The organism is Enterobacter cloacae complex sp. ECL352 (assembly GCF_020149545.1).
GTDB classification, from domain to species: domain Bacteria; phylum Pseudomonadota; class Gammaproteobacteria; order Enterobacterales; family Enterobacteriaceae; genus Enterobacter; species Enterobacter asburiae_B.
In genome coordinates this window covers 374548-393066 of sequence record NZ_CP083709.1, presented here as the reverse complement: position 1 = coordinate 393066, position 18519 = coordinate 374548, and the positions used below count along the sequence as shown (strand labels likewise).

Annotated in this window: 14 protein-coding genes; 9 read left to right on the top strand and 5 right to left on the bottom strand. The window is 59.5% G+C overall.

All coding sequences use genetic code 11. The features are described from left to right. Positions 1–73 precede the first annotated feature (73 nt). Entirely contained in the window at positions 74–1030 is a 957-nt protein-coding gene (locus tag LBF07_RS01820; RefSeq protein ID WP_087822764.1) for an AraC family transcriptional regulator, read from the bottom strand. Positions 1031–1145: 115 nt separating this feature from the next. Here LBF07_RS01820 and LBF07_RS01815 point away from each other — a divergent pair, with 115 nt between their 5' ends. Next, positions 1146–2333, top strand: coding sequence for an MFS transporter (locus LBF07_RS01815; protein WP_033145809.1), 1188 nt, complete (start codon positions 1146–1148; stop codon positions 2331–2333). A 47-nt stretch (positions 2334–2380) separates the two neighbouring features. Here the strand turns inward: LBF07_RS01815 and gap are convergent, their stop codons facing one another. Further along, entirely contained in the window at positions 2381–3391 is a 1011-nt protein-coding gene (gene gap, locus LBF07_RS01810; RefSeq protein WP_094934706.1) for a type I glyceraldehyde-3-phosphate dehydrogenase, read from the bottom strand. 78 nt (positions 3392–3469) lie between these two features. Then, positions 3470–4450, bottom strand: a complete 981-nt coding sequence (locus tag LBF07_RS01805; RefSeq protein ID WP_094934705.1) for a GlxA family transcriptional regulator — start codon at positions 4448–4450, stop codon at positions 3470–3472. A 149-nt stretch (positions 4451–4599) separates the two neighbouring features. On the opposite strand from LBF07_RS01805, the gene LBF07_RS01800 reads away from it, so the two are divergent. Next, a complete protein-coding gene (locus LBF07_RS01800) occupies positions 4600–5571 on the top strand; it encodes a fatty acid desaturase (protein ID WP_094934724.1) in 972 nt (323 codons plus the stop codon). Next, positions 5564–6322 carry a phosphate/phosphite/phosphonate ABC transporter substrate-binding protein gene (locus tag LBF07_RS01795; protein ID WP_094934704.1) on the top strand — a complete coding sequence of 253 codons (759 nt, stop codon included), beginning with the start codon at positions 5564–5566 and terminating at the stop codon, positions 6320–6322. Before LBF07_RS01800 ends, LBF07_RS01795 begins: the two co-directional genes overlap by 8 nt. On the opposite strand, the gene LBF07_RS01790 is transcribed toward LBF07_RS01795, so the two are convergent. Continuing rightward, positions 6301–7197: a LysR family transcriptional regulator gene (locus tag LBF07_RS01790; protein ID WP_094934703.1), complete on the bottom strand. Its 897-nt coding sequence runs from the start codon at positions 7195–7197 to the stop codon at positions 6301–6303. The two genes, LBF07_RS01795 and LBF07_RS01790, sit on opposite strands and share 22 nt — an antisense overlap. A gap of 22 nt (positions 7198–7219) precedes the next feature. Then, on the bottom strand, positions 7220–9508 hold the full coding sequence (locus LBF07_RS01785) for an FdhF/YdeP family oxidoreductase (protein WP_126327598.1): 2289 nt from the start codon (positions 9506–9508) through the stop codon (positions 7220–7222). Positions 9509–10510: 1002 nt separating this feature from the next. Between LBF07_RS01785 and LBF07_RS01780 the strand changes: the two genes are divergently transcribed. The 6 genes from LBF07_RS01780 to tagF are packed head-to-tail and all read left to right on the top strand — an operon-like array spanning position 10511 to position 18516. Further along, a complete protein-coding gene (locus tag LBF07_RS01780; RefSeq protein ID WP_033145802.1) occupies positions 10511–11005 on the top strand; it encodes a hypothetical protein in 495 nt (164 codons plus the stop codon). A gap of 23 nt (positions 11006–11028) precedes the next feature. Further along, a complete protein-coding gene (tssJ, locus tag LBF07_RS01775) occupies positions 11029–11532 on the top strand; it encodes a type VI secretion system lipoprotein TssJ (protein WP_094934701.1) in 504 nt (167 codons plus the stop codon). A gap of 28 nt (positions 11533–11560) precedes the next feature. After that, positions 11561–12904: a type VI secretion system baseplate subunit TssK gene (gene tssK, locus LBF07_RS01770; protein ID WP_024909829.1), complete on the top strand. Its 1344-nt coding sequence runs from the start codon at positions 11561–11563 to the stop codon at positions 12902–12904. A gap of 17 nt (positions 12905–12921) precedes the next feature. Further along, complete coding sequence (locus LBF07_RS01765; RefSeq protein WP_069302978.1) at positions 12922–14160, top strand: DotU family type VI secretion system protein; 1239 nt, start codon at positions 12922–12924, stop codon at positions 14158–14160. A 2-nt stretch (positions 14161–14162) separates the two neighbouring features. Then, positions 14163–17783 (top strand): type VI secretion system membrane subunit TssM, encoded by a 3621-nt coding sequence (gene tssM, locus LBF07_RS01760; RefSeq protein WP_094934700.1) that lies wholly within the window; start codon positions 14163–14165, stop codon positions 17781–17783. A 16-nt stretch (positions 17784–17799) separates the two neighbouring features. Then, positions 17800–18516 carry a type VI secretion system-associated protein TagF gene (gene tagF, locus LBF07_RS01755; protein WP_023312158.1) on the top strand — a complete coding sequence of 239 codons (717 nt, stop codon included), beginning with the start codon at positions 17800–17802 and terminating at the stop codon, positions 18514–18516. The last annotated feature ends 3 nt before the right edge of the window (positions 18517–18519 follow it).

Genomic DNA, 18519 nt, shown 5'->3' with positions numbered 1-18519 from the left:
GTGACCGCTGTTGTCAATCACCTGAAAACCTTAGACGAATATTGCCCGCTTCGCGTTAATAATTGCCTGCCCGTCAGACCTCTTCCGGCGTCTGGCTGGCTTCCCGCAGCGTGCCCGGCGCATGTCCAATGATGCGCTTAAATGCCCGGCTAAATGCCGCCAGAGAGCCGTATCCCAGCCGCAGCGCGACGGTTTCAATCGGCTGATTTTCGTGGCGAATGTACTGGATGGCCAGCCGCATCCTCAGCTCGCTGAGATATTTTGCCGGGGTGGTTCCCGTCGCGGCCAGGAATCGTTCGGCGAACACGGAACGGGACGTGCCCGCTTCTTTTGCCAGATCCGCCACGCTCCAGTTCAGGCCGGGCTGCTGGTGCATGGCGTAAATGGCCCGGCTCAGGCGCGGGTCGCGCAGAACCTGCACCCAGCCGGTGGCTTTACCACATCCGCCTTCAACCCAGCCACGCACGATTAACGCGGCCACCACGTCGGCCAGACGCGCAAGGATCCCGGCGTACCCGGCCTGACGCGAAACGGATTCCCGCTCCATCGCCGCCAGCAGCGGGTGGATCTCCGGCCAGGTGGACATCAGCCGGCTGACCATCATCACTTCCGGCATCGCCTTGATCAGCGGCTGCATCCCGCCCAGCTCAAAATCCATGCACCCGCTAAAGATGATGGTGTTCTCGCTTTCCGGGCAGGGTTCGCAGGTGATGGCACACACCGAGCTGCAGATGGGCTCGCTGGGAAAGGCATTGACGGGCGTAATGGTTGCCCGCTCGTCAGAGAGCAGGGCATGAGAATTACCGCAAGGAATAAAGAGGGCATCGCCGCTGCTCAGTTCGAACGTCGCACCGCTTTCCATTCGCAGCAGGGCGCTACCGTGGCTCACAAAATGAAACTGCGCCCTACCGGGCGCCTGATGGAAGGCGACGCCAAACGGCGCGCTGGCCTGGATCCGCCGGTATTTCACACCTGACAGACGCATGCCGCGTAAAAGTTCGCTGATCAGATCGGGTGACTGTACGGTCATGGCGCAACTCCGGACGAATAATCAATAAGTGGAGATTATATGTCATAGATCGTCCAGGGTGAACCTTCTATGCTTTTGCGACAGTTGTCACATTTTTATAACGGGAGAAAAACAGATGAATTCATGTGTCGCGGCGAGCGAGGCGGTAGCGCCTGCAAAACCCGCCTGGCGGGCCGTCTATTCACTGGGGCTGGGGGTGTTTGGTTTGATTACGGCAGAATTTCTGCCCGCCAGTCTGTTAACGCCGATGGCCGCGAGCCTGGGCGTGAGTGAAGGAATGGCCGGACAGGCCGTCACCGCCACCGCGCTGGTGGCGCTGGTAACCGGACTGCTGATTACGCCGGCGACCAAAAGCATTGACCGCCGCTGGGTGCTGATGTTTTTCTCGGTGCTGCAAATTATCTCCAGCCTGCTGGTGGCCTTTGCGCCCAACCTGCACGTCCTGCTGATGGGGCGCCTGCTGCTGGGGATCGCCATCGGGGGATTCTGGGCGATGTCGACGGCGACCACGATGCGTCTGGTTCCGGCAGATAAAGTGCCGAAGGCGCTGGCGGTGATCTTCTCCAGTGTATCGATAGCCACGGTGGTCGCGGCGCCGCTCGGCAGCTATCTGGGCAGCCTGATCGGCTGGCGCAACGTCTTTGTGCTCTGCATTCTACCGAGCATGCTGGCGCTGCTGTGGCAGCTCTGGGTCCTGCCGTCCATGAAGCCGGAGAGCAGCGGCAGCCTGAGTACGCTGTTCCGCGTGCTGCGTCGTCCGGGGATGATCGGCGGCATGCTGGCGACCATCCTGATTTTCAGCGGTCATTTCGCCTTCTTTACCTACCTGCGCCCGTTCCTGGAAACGGTGGGGCAGGCGAGCGTGGAGACCATTTCGCTGATCCTGCTGGGCTTTGGGCTGGCCAACTTTGTCGGCACCTCGGTTGCCGGGCATCTGCTGGCGCGTAATCTGCGCCTGACGCTGGCGCTGGTGCCGTTCGCAATGGGCGTTCTTGCGCTCACGATGGTGGCGTTTGGTCATCTGGCGATGCTGGACGGGTTCCTGGTCGCGCTGTGGGGCTTTGCATTTGGTCTGGTTCCGGTGGGCTGGTCAACCTGGCTTGCCACTACCGTTCCGGATGAAGCCGAAAGTGCAGGCGGGCTGCTGGTGGCCTCAATTCAACTGGCGATAAGTGCCGGTGCGGCCGGGGGCGGTGCGGTATTTGACCTCAACGGCGCCAGCGGTGTATTCGCGGGCAGCGGTCTTTTGCTGGTAACGGCGATGGTGATTGTGTTTATGGGAGTAAAGGTGAAGGCGGAGTGAATTATTTGCCGGGTAAGCGCATGCGCCACCCGGCATTACGGTAAGACTTACAGCCCTTTCTTATCCATCCACACCGCCAGATCCACCAGACGGTTTGAGAAGCCCCACTCGTTGTCGTACCACGCCAGGATCTTCACCATGTTCCCGCCAATCACCAGCGTGGAAAGCCCGTCGATAATCGAGGAGCGTGGGTCGCCCTGGTAATCGCTGGAGACCAGCGGTTCATCGCTATAGCCCAGAATGCCTTTCAGAGGCCCGCTGGCGGCCGCGTTGCGGAACGCGTCATTCACCTCTTCGGCGGTCACGTTTCGGCTCAGCGTTACCGTTAAATCTACAATCGACACCACCGGCACCGGCACGCGCAGGGAGTACCCGGTCAGTTTGCCGTCCAGGGAGGGGATCACTTTCCCCAGCGCTTTTGCCGCGCCGCTGGAGTAAGGCACAATCGACAGCGCCGCCGCGCGCGCGCCGCGCAGATCTTTCTCCGGCTGATCGTGCAGCGCCTGGCTGTTGGTGTAGGCATGCGTGGTATTCATCAGGCCATGCTCAATCCCGAACTGCTGATGCAGAACCTGAGCGGCCGGCGCCAGGCCGTTCGTGGTGCAGCTCCCGTTACTCACCACCGCGTGACGGGCGGGATCGTACTGCTCGTGATTAACCCCCATCACAATCGTCAGGTCGTCGTTCTTCCCGGGGGCGGAAATGATGACGCGCTTAGCGCCGCCGTGAGTGATATGCACCGCCGCTTTTTCCCGCTCGGTAAAGAAGCCGGTGGCCTCAATCACCACGTCAACGCTGACGTCACGCCACGGGATATTCGCCGGATCGCGTTCGCTAAATACGGCGATCCGCTGCCCGTCTACCTGCAGCGCGCCGTCTGCCGCTTCAACCGGGGCGGGAAGCGTGCCCAGAAGGGAATCATGTTTCAGCAGGTGGGCGAGGGTTTTACTGTCCGTCAGATCGTTAATGGCCACAATCTGCAGATCCGGGTTACCCAGCGCCGCGCGCAGGAAATTACGTCCGATACGGCCGAAACCGTTAATACCGACCTTAACCATGGTGCACTCCTTATCTCTGTTGTCTGGAGTCACTGTAGGCGTCGGGCCGGTTGGCGTAAATGACAAAAAAGGATCAGATTACGCCATTTTGCGGCAGTGGAAGCGCTGGCGGTACTCGCCGGGCGTGAGGTGGAGCTGTTTCTCAAAGATGCGGCGCAGGTTAATGCTGGTGCCAAACCCGCTTTGCTCGGCAACGCGCTCAAGGGAGTCATGGGTCTGCTCAAGCAGCTGGCGGGCCGCGGCCAGACGCGCTTCGGTTACGTAGCGGGCCGGAGAAACTCCCGCGTCGCGGGTAAACACGCGGGTGAAATTACGCGGGCTCATCGCCGCTTTCTCGGCCAGATTTTCCACGCACAGGTCGGCGGTGAGGTTCTGCAGGATCCAGGCTTGCAGTTCGCTTATCGGGCCCGATGTGCCGGGCTGCTGCAGGCTGTAACGGCTGAACTGCAGCTGGCCGCCGGGACGGCGCAGGTACATCACCATGTCCTGCGCCACGTCGCGGGCGAGGGTAAATCCGTAGTCGTCTTCCACCAGCGCCAGGGTCAGATCGAACCCGGAACTCACGCCGCCGGAGGTCCAGATGGGGCCATCCTGAATATACAGCGGACCGCCTTCGACGTGGATAGCCGGATACTGGGCTTGCATCGTCTCCAGCAGCCGCCAGTGGGTGGTCGCGCGGCGACCGTCCAGCAGGCCGGTCTGGGCCAGCAGCATCGCGCCGCCGCAGATAGAGGCCACCCGCCGGGCGTGCGGCGCAGCGAGGTGCAGCCAGTCCACCACCGCCGTGCTCTCCTGCTCGTTCATGCCGCGTCCGGTGATGATAATCGTGTCCAGCGGTTCACGCGGGTCCAGCTCCGGCAGGCGATAGTCCGCCAGCAGATTCAGGCCGGACTGGCCGTGGATCACCTGGTGAGGCTGAGTGGTGGCGATGATAATCCGGTAGCGGGGCTGCGCAAGACCTTCCGGATGCAGCCGGTTGGCCTGCATCAGAATGTCGGCGATACCGGCGGCTTCAAACAGCATGCCGCCGTCGGGAACAATGATCAGGATCTTCTTCATGTCCTGAAAAGTACCTTTATCACAGAATAAGTCAAGCAGCGCGTGCGCCCCACGTTTCTGGCAAAGCAATGCGATTTAAGTTCTTTGTTATTTCAGGCGTTATCCCCGATCGTCAGAGAATTATCTCTGGCGAAACGGCGTCTGAAGGAATGAGTCAACGAAGCTCCCTCTATTTACATCCGCAACAACGCGAACAAATCAGCCACCTTGCATCGGGTTTTTTATGGCGCAGCGAACTGCCCACGTGGCTGTTGATTATCACGATTTATGCAGGCTGGTTTGCCACGCTGGCGTTCTGGCAAACGCTCGGCCTGCTGCCCGCCACGCTGCTGCTCATCGGGTTTACCGCCTGGTACATGTCCCTTCAGCATGAGCTGATCCACGGACACCCCACGCGTTTTGCCTGGCTCAACCAGCTGTTTGGCACGCTCCCGCTGGCGGTCTGGTATCCGTATGGCCTGTACCGGGACTCCCATCTTGCCCATCATCGGCACCATAGCCTGACCCATCCGGTGGATGATCCGGAGTCGTACTATTTTACCGACGAGAGCTGGGCGCGCTTTTCTCCGTGGCAGAAACGCGCGATCCGCGCCCGGAATACCTTCGCCGGGCGGCTGATGCTGGCGCCGCTGCTGGATATCCTGCAGACGCTGGGCAGCGCCGCGGCGGCGTTTCGTCACCTTCAGCTGCGGGCTATGGCGATGTGGCTGGTTCACGTTTTGCTGCTGGTGGCGCTCTTCGCCTGGATGACGCATACCGGTTTTTCACCCGTCTGGTTCGTGCTGGCCGTCAGCTATCCGGCGCTGGCGCTGACCACGGTCAGATCGTTTTTCGAACATCGCGCGGCGGACGACCCGCTGGCGCGCTCCGTCATTAACGAGGCCGGGTTATTCTGGCGGGTACTGTTTTTGAATCTCAACTACCATTCAGTGCATCACGATCTGCCGGGCGTTCCCTGGTACGGGCTGAAGGCGATCTACCAGCAAAACCGGGAGGCGTACCAGCAGCGAAACCACGGTTTTCTCGTCAGGGGCTATGGTGAATGGTTGCGTCAGTTCTGGGCCAGGCCCGTCGACGTCACCGTTCATCCCGCAAAACAACAGGGGGAAGGGTATGAGTAACCTGCTGGCGTTTCCCATGTATGCCGTGGATCGCGCCGACACCCGCGCGCTCTGGCTGGCGGTAAAGAGGCTGCTGGCCGCGCGCGGTGTGTCCGTCGATCGTGACCCCGGCTGGCCGGAGTCTGACCTTCTGACCCACTGGCAACAGCCAGCGCTTATCCTCAGCCAGACCTGCGGTTATCCGCTGGTCACGCAGCTCCCGGACGTGCAGGTGGTCGGCTGTTTTCACTACGCGGCACCGGGCTGCGAAGGGATCCAGTACCGCAGCTTTCTGGCGGTGCGCGAAGAGGATCGGCACCTGACGCTGGCGGGTTTTCGCGGACGTCGGGCGGTCTGTAATGCCCCGGATTCCCAGTCCGGCTACAATGCGCTGCGAAAAATAGTGGCTCCCCTGGCGAGCGGCGGTCCCTTTTTCGCGCAAACGTCCTTCAGCGGCAGCCATCGCCAGTCGCTGATTGATGTGAAACGCGGGGCGGGGGATATTGCAGCCATCGACTGCGTGACCTGGGCACTGCTGCAGCGCCATGAGCCGGAACGCCTTGCGGGGCTGGCGGTCATTGGCCGCACCCCGCTGACGCCGGGCCTGCCGCTGATCACCTCGCATGACACCTCGCCTGAAACGCTTAACGCCATTCGTGATGCACTTCACGAGCTGGTGGATGCGCCGGAATACCGGGAGGTGCGCGACGCGGTGCTGTTCGGCGGTTTTAGCGTGGTGACGCGCGAGGCCTACGCCTCATTGTCCGCGTGATAAATCTCCTGCGCGTCGGTAAAGCAGCGCAGCGCCAGCGAGGAGACCGGCTTCTGCCTGCGCATAATCAGGCCGACGGGAGCCTCAATGTTCGCGTCGGCGATGGGGACAATCCTGAAGTTGCTGTTCAGTGCCTCCAGCCCGTTGTTCAGCGGCATGACGGCGCAGCACACGCCGCTCTGAACCGCCTGAATGATCTGGAACGTCGAGTCGCTTTCGAAAACGGACGTCGGTTCGATGCCTGCAGATTTAAAGCTGGCCTCCATATGCGCCCGGTAGTGCATCCCTTTAGTCAGGAACCCCAGCGGAAAATCCGTCAGGTCGTGCCACGTCAGCGCTGCCTGGCCGAGCTGGAAATGGCGAGTGTCGTGCAGCAGGCCCATCTTCGTTTTTGGCAGCTGGATAACGTCAAACAGGCTGGTGTCGATGCTGTTGAGGTAGCAAATTCCCAGCTCAAGCTGATTGCGGCTGACGCCGTCGGCGATCTGCGCTGAGGACATGGAATAGAGGCTGTAGGTCAGCTCCGGGTATTTTTGCGTTAGCTGGCGAATAAAGATCATCGGATCCACGCTCGCCAGCGGCACCATCCCCAGACGTAATTCGCCCACCACCTGGCCTTTACACAGCGCGGCTTCCGCCTGTAGCCCGTCGTGCGCGGCAAGCAGGGCGCGGGCCCAGGCGAGGATGCGTTCCCCCTCAGGCGTAAACCCTTCAAAGCGCTGCCCGCGCACGATCAGCACCAGCCCCAGCTCCTCTTCCAGGCTGCGGATGCGCATGGAAAGGGTCGGCTGGGTGACGTTGCACTGCGAGGCCGCTTTACCAAAGTGGCGGGTTTCGTCGAGCGCGATTAAATATTTTAACTGTTTAATATCCATCATTCTCTCTGCGCGGGCAGCCTTACAGCATGCGGATCTCTTTCGAGCGCAGGGTGATGCGAACCGGAACGGATTTATACGACGGCGTACCGCTGTCCTTATCCAGATAATCAAGCGGCACCAGCACGTTGGCCTCCGGGTAATAGGCGCCGACGGTGCCCGGCGCGATGTTGTACGCCACCACGGTAATGTCTTTCAGACGCTGAACGCTGCCGGGGAGGGCGGTTTCGATATCCACGCGGTCGCCGTGTTCCAGGCCTGACTGCGCCATATCGTCTTCGTTCATAAACAGCACGTCGCGGCGGCCAAACACGCCGCGGTAGCGGTCGTCCAGCGCGTAAATGGTGGTGTTGTACTGGTCGTGGCTGCGCAGCGTGATCAGGCGCAGAACGTGCTCACCTTCGCCGCTGGCGTTCTCGTGAACGCCGTCGAACACCGAGAACATCGCTTTCCCCGTCGCCGTTGGCCAGATGCGTTGCGTCGGCGGCAGCGGCATGCGGAAGCCGCCGGGAACGCGGATCCGCGCGTTGTAATTCTCAAAGCCCGGAATGGTCTGCTCGATCAGATCGCGGATCCGGTCGTAATCTTCTACCAGCGTCAGCCAGTCAACGCGGGTTTCCGGCAGCGTGGCTTTCGCCATGCCGGCGACGATAGCGGGTTCCGAACGGAGCAACGGCGAGGCGGGCTTCAGCTTGCCGGATGAGGCATGCACCATCGACATGGAGTCTTCGACGGTAATGGACTGACGGCCGGTGGCCTGGAGATCCAGCTCGGTGCGGCCGAGGCACGGAAAGATAAAGGTCTCTTTGCCCACCAGCAGATGGGTACGGTTGAGCTTGGTCCCGACGTGCACGCTCAAATCCAGGTTACCCATCGCCGGAAAACCCCGCTCGTGATCGGGCATCGCGACGGCAAAATTACCCCCGAGGCAGATGAGCGCCTTCGCGCGGCCGTCGATCATCGCCTGCGTGGCCTGCACCGCATCGTGTCCGTGGTGAGACGGCGGCTCAAAGCCGAAAACGTCCTTCAGACGGTTCAGGAAGGCCGGGGTAGGCTTCTCGCTGATCCCGACGGTGCGGTTCCCCTGAACGTTAGAGTGGCCGCGCAGGGGGCAGATACCCGCGCCGGGCTTGCCGATATTCCCGCGCAGCAGCAGCAGGTCGGCGATCAGGCGGACGTTCGCCGTACCTTTATTGTGCTGGGTAATGCCCATTCCGTAGGTAATGATGGTGGCATTTGATTTCGCATAGGCGTCGGCCACCTTTTTGAGCGCCGCCTGGCTCAGCCCAGACTCGCGCTCGATCTCGTCCCAGCGGGTTTGCGCGATATCGGCGGCGAAGTCCTCAATGCCCTGGGTGTGTTCGGCAATAAACGCATGATCCAGCACGTCACCGCGTTCGGCCTCCATTTCCAGTAGATGTTTGGCAATGCCTTTCAGCGCGGCGGCATCGCCCCCGGCCTTCACCTGGAAATAGGTCGAGGCGATATCCGTTGAGCCGTAGGTCGCCATTTCAATCACGCTTTGCGGGTCGGCGAAGCGTTCGAGGGCGCGCTCGCGCAGCGGGTTAAAGACGATAATCGGCACGTTGCGCCGTGCCAGCTCGTGGAGAGTCCCCATCATTCGCGGATGGTTGGTGCCGGGGTTGTGGCCGATGGAGATCACCAGCTCGGTCTTATCGAAGTCGTCCAGCGAGACGGTGCCTTTCCCGATGCCAATCGAACGCGGCAAACCGACGCTGGTGGCCTCGTGGCACATATTCGAGCAGTCGGGGAAGTTATTGGTGCCGTATTCGCGAGCGAACAGCTGGAACAGATACGCCGCTTCGTTAGAGGCGCGTCCGGAGGTATAGAACTCGACCTGGTCCGGTTCGAGCCCGCGCAATACTTCGCCGATGCGTTGAAACGCCTCGTCCCAGTCGACGGGCCGGAAGGTATCGCTTGCCCGGTCATAGCGCAGGGGATGCGTCAGTCGACCGTAGCCTTCCAGTTCAAAGTCCGATTTTGCCAGCAGCGAGGAGACGCTGTTTTCGGCCAGAAACGCGGGGGTAACGCGTTTGCTGGTCGCTTCCCAGGTCACGGCTTTGGCGCCGTTCTCGCAGAACTGGAACGTCGACTTGTGTTCTTTATCCGGCCACGCGCAGCCCGGGCAGTCGAAACCGTCAGGCTGGTTGGTGCGCAGCAGCGTGGCGGGAGCATCCAGGGTATCCATTTGGGTACGTACCGCGATGGCCGTCGCTTTTAACGCGCCCCATCCTCCGGCAGGACCGTCATAGTGTCTGATACCCGGCACCGAGCGTCTTTTCTTATTCATACCCACTCCTGATTTCTTCGGTCACACAACGTCTGAACCCATAAAAACGCTGCAAAGGACAATAAGTGAAAGCAATGACGACCGGATGGCTATGCGCATGCGGTGTAGAAAAATGCTTTATCTTAAATTCGTTTTATTACAGCGATTTATCAGATCTGATGTTTAAATATTTAAAGAAATTATAACGAAATTTTATCATTTTAATAATAAATCTTATCTATCACACGGTAGGCAAGATAGATGGGGCGAGCAGGAGAGGATGTAGCAACAATAAAATTTCGAATGAAGGCTGCGGGCGGCAGCAATAAACACGGGTCGCAGCTGGCGGGCCATTGCGAGCATTTTTTGGCGGCGATAATGTCAGGATGGTTAACTCAGGCTTAATGATTAAAGGATAAAATTCAGGCCTGGCCGGATAATTGTCGCAACGCGAAATATAAAGTTATTTTGAGGCGTAAAATTAACGTCGTGCAACATAAGTGAAATAGTCACATTCACGTTAACGCGTGCATTCAATATTAAAGTTACCCTGTTAGTGCAACAAATAATTCATCTTTCATATATTCTGCTGACCTCACCAATACGCGAATTCTACTAATTATGGTAGTGGTGATAATAGCCATATTGCGTTAATGAAAGTGGTCATCTTTTGTATTTTTTGTATATAAAACAAATGATTGCAATGTTGTGTGGCTAAGAAATAAAAGGGCGTAGGTCATATCGGTTTTTTTCATAGGATTAATCCTATAATTTTCCGACTGCTTCATTTACCAACAGTTACGTACCGGTAAATATTGAATTGAGACGAAGCTCATGTAAACTTGTTTACCGTTTGTCAAAATATGTCAGGAAGACACTGGGCCTTATTCTGAAGGGCTCGTGCGGTAGCTATGCCCTTAAAATAGTAACGCCCCGAAAATATCCTGGCTATTTTAACAATAGCACCTAAGTCAAACTTCACTCCCTTATCTTCATCATCGAAATATCGCTACGGAAAAGCATATGAAAATGCGCGTACTGTTTTCACTTCTGTTTGTAATGGCGGTGGCGGGCTGTAAAGCGCCGCAGAAACCTGTGATCAACGACGATACGATCGAGACCAGCCAGGTCAACGGCGTGACCTTAACCCACCGTCACGCTGTGACGCCGCCGGCGGAGTTCAACCCGGTCAACGAACCGTATCGCGCCATGTATCCAGCCTCCCTGATGAGCCGTCCTGACTTCGGCGGCAAAGTTATCCGCACTCTCGACACCGGAAAAACCTACGTGGTGCTGGGTCAGGTTGAACATTACTGGATGGCGCTTGCCGATGAAGGCAACGATCAGCTGATTGGTTACGTCCCGATGCGCGCCGTGATCAAGGCCGACCTGTACGACGCCGCCGTGCGTAAACAGGCCATTCGTCCGAAGGCGCGTAAAAAAGCGACCTGTGTCGACGTCGATGGCAACAGCAAAGCCTGCAAAGACAGCGCTAACGGTACCTGGATCCTAAACTAAACGGCTTGCATGAGCGCATTTTTATGAATAATAAAAATTTTCATAAGCTGTGGTTATTCTTTTACGCGGTGATTTTCGCCCTGGTCAGTGGTTGTACGTCGTCTTCACACAGCGACCCCTCCCGCTACAATCTGCAGTTTCAGGCTCATCCACAAATCAACGAATCTGCGCCGCTTAAGGTCCGGGTGTTGTTGCTGAAATCCGATGCGGATTTCATGTCCAGCGACTTCTACTCCCTGCAGAACAACGCGTCAGCCACGCTTGGCGCGAATCAGCTGAACAGCGACGTGTTCTTCCTGATGCCGGGACAGCTGTCCAAAACCCTCAGCGGGCAAAGCTCTCCGGAGGCCCGCTACATCGGCGTGATGGCGGAGTATCAGATGCTGGATGGCAAAAAATGGCGCGTTTCACTCCCTCTGCCTGTGCCTGGCGAAAATCATATCTACCAGTTCTGGAAATGGTCCGCGGATGAACTTCAGGCCAACGTTTTTCTCGACGTGAACGGCATTCGGGTCATCAGCCAGTAACGCGCTTCAACACAGGAAACACATCATCATGACGAAAGCAGAAAAGGTCGTCTGGACCGAAGGCATGTTCCTGCGTCCACACCATTTTCAGCGGACTGAAAGCTATCTGCTCAACCATGTTCGTGAATGGGGCGCGCTACAGCGATCGTATCTCTGGGGCTTTCTTGACGTGGAACTGGATGAAGCGATGCTTCGTCAGGGATGCATTGCCCTGAGCTACTGCAGCGGCTTGCTGCCGGACGGCACCTTTTTCCAGGTGCGTAACGGGCGCAACGGCCCTGCGCCGCTGAAAATTCCTGACAATCTCACCAACGAAAAGGTGGTGCTCGCGCTGCCGGTTCGTCGTGGCGAGAGAGAAGAGGTGATTTTTAGCGAAGAGCCGGCCTCGCTGGCGCGCTTCATCGCTTTCGAGCAAGAGGTGGAAGACGACAACGCCATGTCGGTGGGGGATGCCACCGTCCAGTTTGGCCGTCTGCGTCTGACCCTGATGCTGGAAAAAGACCTCACGGCGGAATGGACCGCCATCGGCGTGGCGTTTGTGACGGAGAAACGTAACGACAACCACGTGCGGCTCGATAACAGCTACATCCCGCCGATGCTCAACGCCAACAACAGCCCGCAGATCTACAGCATGATCAACGATCTGCACGGTCTGCTGGTGCAGCGCAGCCAGCAAATTGGCGGTCGTCTGCGCCAGCCTGGCCGCTTTAACACCTCCGAACTGATTGAGTTCACGCTGCTGTCGCTGGTTAACCGTCATCTGGGCGAGGTTTCTCATTTAAAAACCCTCCCGCTGCTGCATCCGGAAACGCTCTGGCGCAGCTGGCTGCCGTTTGCGACCGAGCTCGCCACCTGGACGTCGCAGCGTACCGCCGAAAGCGTGCTGCCGATTTACGATCATGACGATCTGGCTAACTGCTTCAGCAAACTGATGCTGATGCTGCGTCAGGGGCTGTCGCTGGTGATGGAAGACCACGCAATTCAGCTGCCGCTTAACGAACGCTCTCACGGCCTGAACATCGCCACGGTGCCTGAAACCAGCATGGTGCGCGAGTTCGGCTTCGTGCTAGCGGTTAAAGCCAATGTGCCAGGCGAACACCTGCAAACCCATTTCCCGGCGCAGATGAAGGTTGCGCCGGTCTCGAAAATCCGCGATCTGGTTCAGCTTCAGCTGCCGGGCATTATGCTGCGCGCCATGCCGGTCGCGCCGCCGCAGATCCCGTGGCATGCCGGCTACAGCTACTTTGAACTGGAGAAGGGCAGCGAGCTGTGGCACGAGATGGATAAGTCCGGCGCATTCGCCCTGCATCTTGCAGGGGAGTTCCCGGGGCTGGATATGGAGTTTTGGGCCATCCGTAGCCCGACAGAATAATAAAGCGAGCGCTTAATATGCAGGAACGACAGGACACCGGCAGTAATGCCGGGTTTACCGGAGCCAGTAGCAACAACCAGCTGGTGGCGGCCGCCAATCCGCTGCTCAACGCGATTCCGCAGATCCGTCATTCGGTCTCCCATGACGATCAGGTGGCGTTACGCCAGCGTCTGATCGATGAGATTCGCCGTTTCGAAGTCCGCTGTCAGCAGGCGGGGCTGCCCTACGAAGTGATCGTCGGGGCACGTTACTGCCTGTGTACGGCGCTCGATGAGGCCGCCGCGCTCACCCCCTGGGGCAGCAGCGGCGTCTGGTCAAGCAACGGTCTGCTGGTGACCTTCCACAACGAAACCTGGGGCGGCGAGAAGTTCTTCCAGCTGCTGGCGCGCCTGTCGCAGAACCCGCGCGAGCATATCCTGCTGCTGGAGATGATCAACTACTGCCTGCTGCTGGGCTTCGAAGGACGCTATCGGGTGCTGGATAATGGCCGCACGCAGCTTGAAACCATCAAGCAGCGGCTGTGGCAGATGATCCGCGGCGTGCGCGGCAGCTATCCGCCGCCGCTTTCTCCCCATCCGGAAGATCGTCCGGTACTGCGCAAGCTCTGGCGGCCGATGGTTCCTCTGTGGGCCTGCGTGGCGCTGGCCGGGTTTATCGCCTGCCTGTTTTATATCGTGCTTAACTGGCGCCTTGGCGATAACACCAACCCGGTGCTGGCGAAGATTTACCAGTCCCAGCTGCCGGAAACCACTATTCAGCAACCGGCCCGTCAGCTTCCGGCGGTGCTGAACCTGCGAGGCTTCCTGAAGCCTGAAATCGAGGCGGGCCTGGTCGCGGTGAAAGACGAAGCGGATCGCAGCGTCGTTATCCTGAAGGGCGACGGGCTGTTTGCCTCTGCCTCTACCGTCGTGCGTGACCGCTATGAACCGGTCATCAACCGCATTGCGCAGGCGATGAATAACGTCAGCGGCAAAATTCTGGTGGTGGGCTACAGCGACAACGTGCCGATCCGCAGCGCGCGCTTTGCCTCGAACTATGAACTCTCTCTGGAACGCGCCCGCTCGGTACAGAAAATGCTGCAGGGAAGCCTCTCTCAGCCTGGCCGCGTGAAAGCGGAAGGGCGGGGCGAGATTAACCCGGTGGCGCCGAACACGACGCCTGAAAACCGCGCCCGTAACCGCCGTGTGGAAATTACTCTGCTGGTGTCGCCTGAAAACACTCAGGCTGAGCTGAACGGATTGCCGCAAGGAAACTAAGGATGCTGACTACACTTCTTTCCATTTTGACCAACCGCATTCTGTGGAGCTTCCTCGGCGTAACGGCGCTTGCGGCGGTGATCTGGATGATTGGTCCCCTGTTGTCCATCGTGGACACCCGACCGCTTGAGTCTGAGCAGAACCGCATTATCAGCATTGCCGTGGTCTATCTGCTCTGGGCGCAGGGCCACATTTTGCCGCGCCTGTACAATGCCTGGCTGAACCGCAAGCTGATGGACAAGCTCAAGGAGAACACCGCCAGCCCGGAAGCGGCGGATCCGCAGAAGCGGCTGAACAGCGAGGAGCAGATCCTCGCCAGCCGCTTTGATGAAGCCGCGCAGATGCTTAAAAAAGCGCACTTCAGCAAAGCGGGCCAGGGCGCCCAGTGGACGCAGCGCTTCAGCACGCAATATCTCTATCAGCTGCCATGGTACGTCATTATCGGCGCGCCGGGTTCCGGTAAAACCACGGCGCTGGTTAACTCCGGGCTGCAGTTCCCGCTGGCCGATCGCTTCGGTAAAACCGCGCTGCGGGGCATTGGCGGCACGCGTAACTGCGACTGGTGGTTTACCAATGAAGCGGTGCTGCTGGACACGGCGGGCCGCTACACCACCCAGGAGAGCGAGCAGGTGCAGGATGCCGGCGAATGGCTGGAGTTCATGGGGTTACTGCGCAAGTATCGCCGCCGCCAGCCGATCAACGGCGTTATCATCACCATCAGCATTTCTGACCTGCTCACCCAGTCCGCCGAGGCGTCCCGCCAGCAGGCGGTGAACCTGCGCCAGCGTCTGTCCGAGCTGCATGAACAGCTGGGTATTCGCTTCCCGGTGTACGTGATGGTGACCAAGGCCGACCTGCTTAAAGGCTTCCGCGCCTGGTTTGCCGACTACGACAAAGCGCAGCGCGACCAGATCTGGGGCTTTACGCTGCCGTGGGAGCAAACCAAACACGCCGATTACGACCTGATGGGCAACTTCCAGCAGGAGTTTTCTCTGCTCCAGCAGCGCCTTGATGCCGGGCTGCCGGAAACCATGCTGAAAGAGCATGACGCGAAAACCCGCGCTGAAGCGTATCTCTTCCCGCAGGAGTTCGCCGCGCTGCGTCCGCTGCTGGCGGACTACCTGAGCACGGTCTTCGCCCGCTCCAACTTCGAAACCGAGTTCTCCCCGCGCGGGATCTACTTCGCCAGCGGGACGCAGGAAGGTATGCCGTTCGACCGCGTGATGGGCGAACTGAACCGCGCGCTGTCGCTGCCGGAAGGGGGAGAGGCGGATAACTGGGATTCGGTCAGCAAAGAAGCGCCTATCCCGGGGGCAAAAGGTCAGAGTTTCTTCATTAAGAACCTGCTGCAAAACGTCATCTTCCAGGAAGCCGGGATCGCGGGCGAAAACCGCTGGTGGGAGCTGCGCAACCGGGCGGTGATCTGGTCTGGCTACGCGGCGCTGCTGGCCCTGCTGGTCATCCTCGGCGGTCTGTGGCTGACCAGCTATGCCAAAAACAAGGCCTATCTGGAAGAGGTGGATGCGAAGGTGCCGCTGCTGGACCAGCAGAGCAAAGCGCTGCAGAACCAGACCCAGCGTGACCTGTTCGATCTGCTGCCGCTGCTTAACGGTCTGGTTGACCTGCCGAAAAGCGACGCGTTTGATGTAAACGATCCGCCCCTATCCCGCCGTATGGGGCTCTACCGCGGAGATGACGTCAGCGATGCCTCGCAGTCTCTGTACCAGAAAGCGCTGGATCAGATGCTGTTGCCTGCCGTCGCTATGCACATCACCACCTGGCTGCGCAACGACAACGGCAGCGACGTGGAATACAGCTATGAAGCGCTGAAAGCCTATCAGATGCTGTATCAGCCGAAGCACTACGACGGTAAATTCCTGCATTCGTGGGTGATGCTCAACCTGCAGCGAAATCTGCCGCAGAACGTCACGAAGGCGCAGCTGCAGCAGCTTGAATGGCACCTGACGCAGCTGCTGGAACCGAAAATCCAGGCCTCGCCGTACGCGCAGGATGAATCTCTGGTGGCCCGCGAAAGAGCGATGATCAATCAGCAGCCGCTCTCCACGCGCGTATACGGTCGTCTTAAACGCCTGCTTGAACATGACGACAACCTCAAGCCGGTCTCCCTTTCCGACCTGGGCGGACCGCAGAGCGAGCTGGTGTTTTCACGCAAAAGCGGCAAGCCGGTGAGCGAAGGCGTGCCGGGTCTTTATACGCCGGACGGTTACTGGAAAAGCTTTAACGGTCAGATTGACAGCGTCACCACCGCCCTGCACGAGGACGACGCCTGGGTGCTGGGGGCCGCGACGGCGCAGGAGGATAAACAGCAGATCGATAACGCCGTGCGCCAGCTCTACATGCGCGACTTTATCGCGAACTGGGATCGCTTCCTCGCCGACATTCAGCTCAATAACAGCGCCGATCTCTCCCAGCGCATCAACACCGCGCGCCTGCTCTCCGGCGCAAACTCGCCTCTGCGCCGTCTGGTGCAGAACCTGAGCCAGGTCCTGACGCTGTCACGCAATGCGCCAGCGCCGGAAAATGCGGATAAAGCGCAGGCGCAGAGCAGCCGCGCCACCCGCACGCTGGAAGCGCTGTTCAGCAACAATGACGCTGCGCCGACCCAGGCCGCCGTGGTCACCCAGGCGCCGGAACAGCTGGTCACCGACCACTACGCGCCGATGATTGAGCTGGCGCAGCCGCTGGAAAAGGGCGGGAAGACCATCGTGTTTGATGATTTTCTCAAGCAGGTGGATGAGCTCTATCGCTACCTGACCGCCGTCCAGGACGCGGCCAACAGCGGTATGCCGGCACCGGGCGGCGAGGCGATCAGCCGCCTGCAGGCCAGCGCCGGTCGCCTGCCGGGCGGGCTGCAAACCATGTTCAGCAATATGGCGGTGGGCGCCAGCAGCGATACCCAGCGCCGCGACCTCGAAAACGTGCGGAAGCGGATTAACGTTGAGGTGGGCGGATTCTGCCGTCAGGCAATCGCCGGCCGTTACCCGCTGGTGCGCAGCGCCAGCACCGAGGTCACCCCTGACGATCTCGCGCGCATGTTTGCGCCGGGAACCGGGCTGATGGACGCTTTCTTCCGCGACAATCTGACCAATAAAGTGGATACCACGCAGGCAAACTGGCGCTTTATGCCGGGCATCGACGGGAAAACGCTGCCGGGAAGCGAAGGGCTGCTGAGACCGTTCCAGCAGGCCCAGTCGATTCGCGACGCCTTCTTTGCTAATGGCGCCACGACGCCGTCCTTCAAGGTGACGGTTCGCACCGTGCGAATGGATAACTCCATTCTGAACCTGACGCTGGACGTCGACGGCCAGCTGCTGCGCTACAGCCACGGTCCGCAGGCCGTACAGATCATGAACTGGCCGGGGCCGGGCGGCACTAACCAGGTACGCATGCAGCTGGGGCTGGCGAACGGCAGCACGGCGACGCTGGTCACCAACGGTGCCTGGGCGCTCAACCGCTTCTTCGATAAAGCGAGCACCAGCCCGGGCGCGGGTAGCCTGAGCCGTCAGGCCACCTTCAACGTCGACGGACATCAGGTCACGCTGGAGTTTGCGCCAAACAGCATTCGTAACCCGTTCCAGCTTCCCCGTTTCTCATGCCCATAACCGCAAGGACAGCCGTATGACGAATACCCCTGCGATGAACCGCTACAGCTGGTATGGCAAATTACCCAGCGCCGGAGATTTTTTGCAGCGTCGCTTTCCTGACACTTTACAGCGCCAGTGGTCACACTGGTTCCAGGTCGGCCTGCTGGCCTGGCAGCAGGAAGAGCAGCGCAGCGGCGAGCGCCAGTTTCACAAAGCGCCAGTCTGGAATTTTGTGGTACCGCCCATGCTGGGCAGCCAGATGATCCAGATGGGCTGTCTGCTGCCCGGCCGCGACAGCGTTGGCCGACAGTATCCGGTTTGCCTGCAGCTGAGCTTCGCCCCGTCAGAGTGGTCGACCAGCCTGCTCAGCCAGGCCGAAAGCTGGTACCAGCAGATTGGGCGCCTGGGGCTGCACGCGGTGCGCAACAGTTTTTCCGCCTCACAGCTGGATGAGATGCTGATGACCATTCCGGCGCCGCAGCCCGTCGAGCCGCAAAAGCGTTCCGACATCCTTGATGTGATTGGCTATGACGAGGACGGGCAGAGCACGCTGGGCTGGCCTCAGGCGGCCGAGTGTTTTGATCCGCTGCGTCAGACCAGCTACTGGTGGACCAACCGCTGCGACGGCTACCCGCTGTACACCCACGTGCACAGCGGTAACTTTACCGGGCAGCTTTTCACCCTGCTGTTCGACCCGGCAGGGGGCGCCCGTCCGGGGCGCCACGGTCTCTATCCGCCCATGTTTGAATAAGCA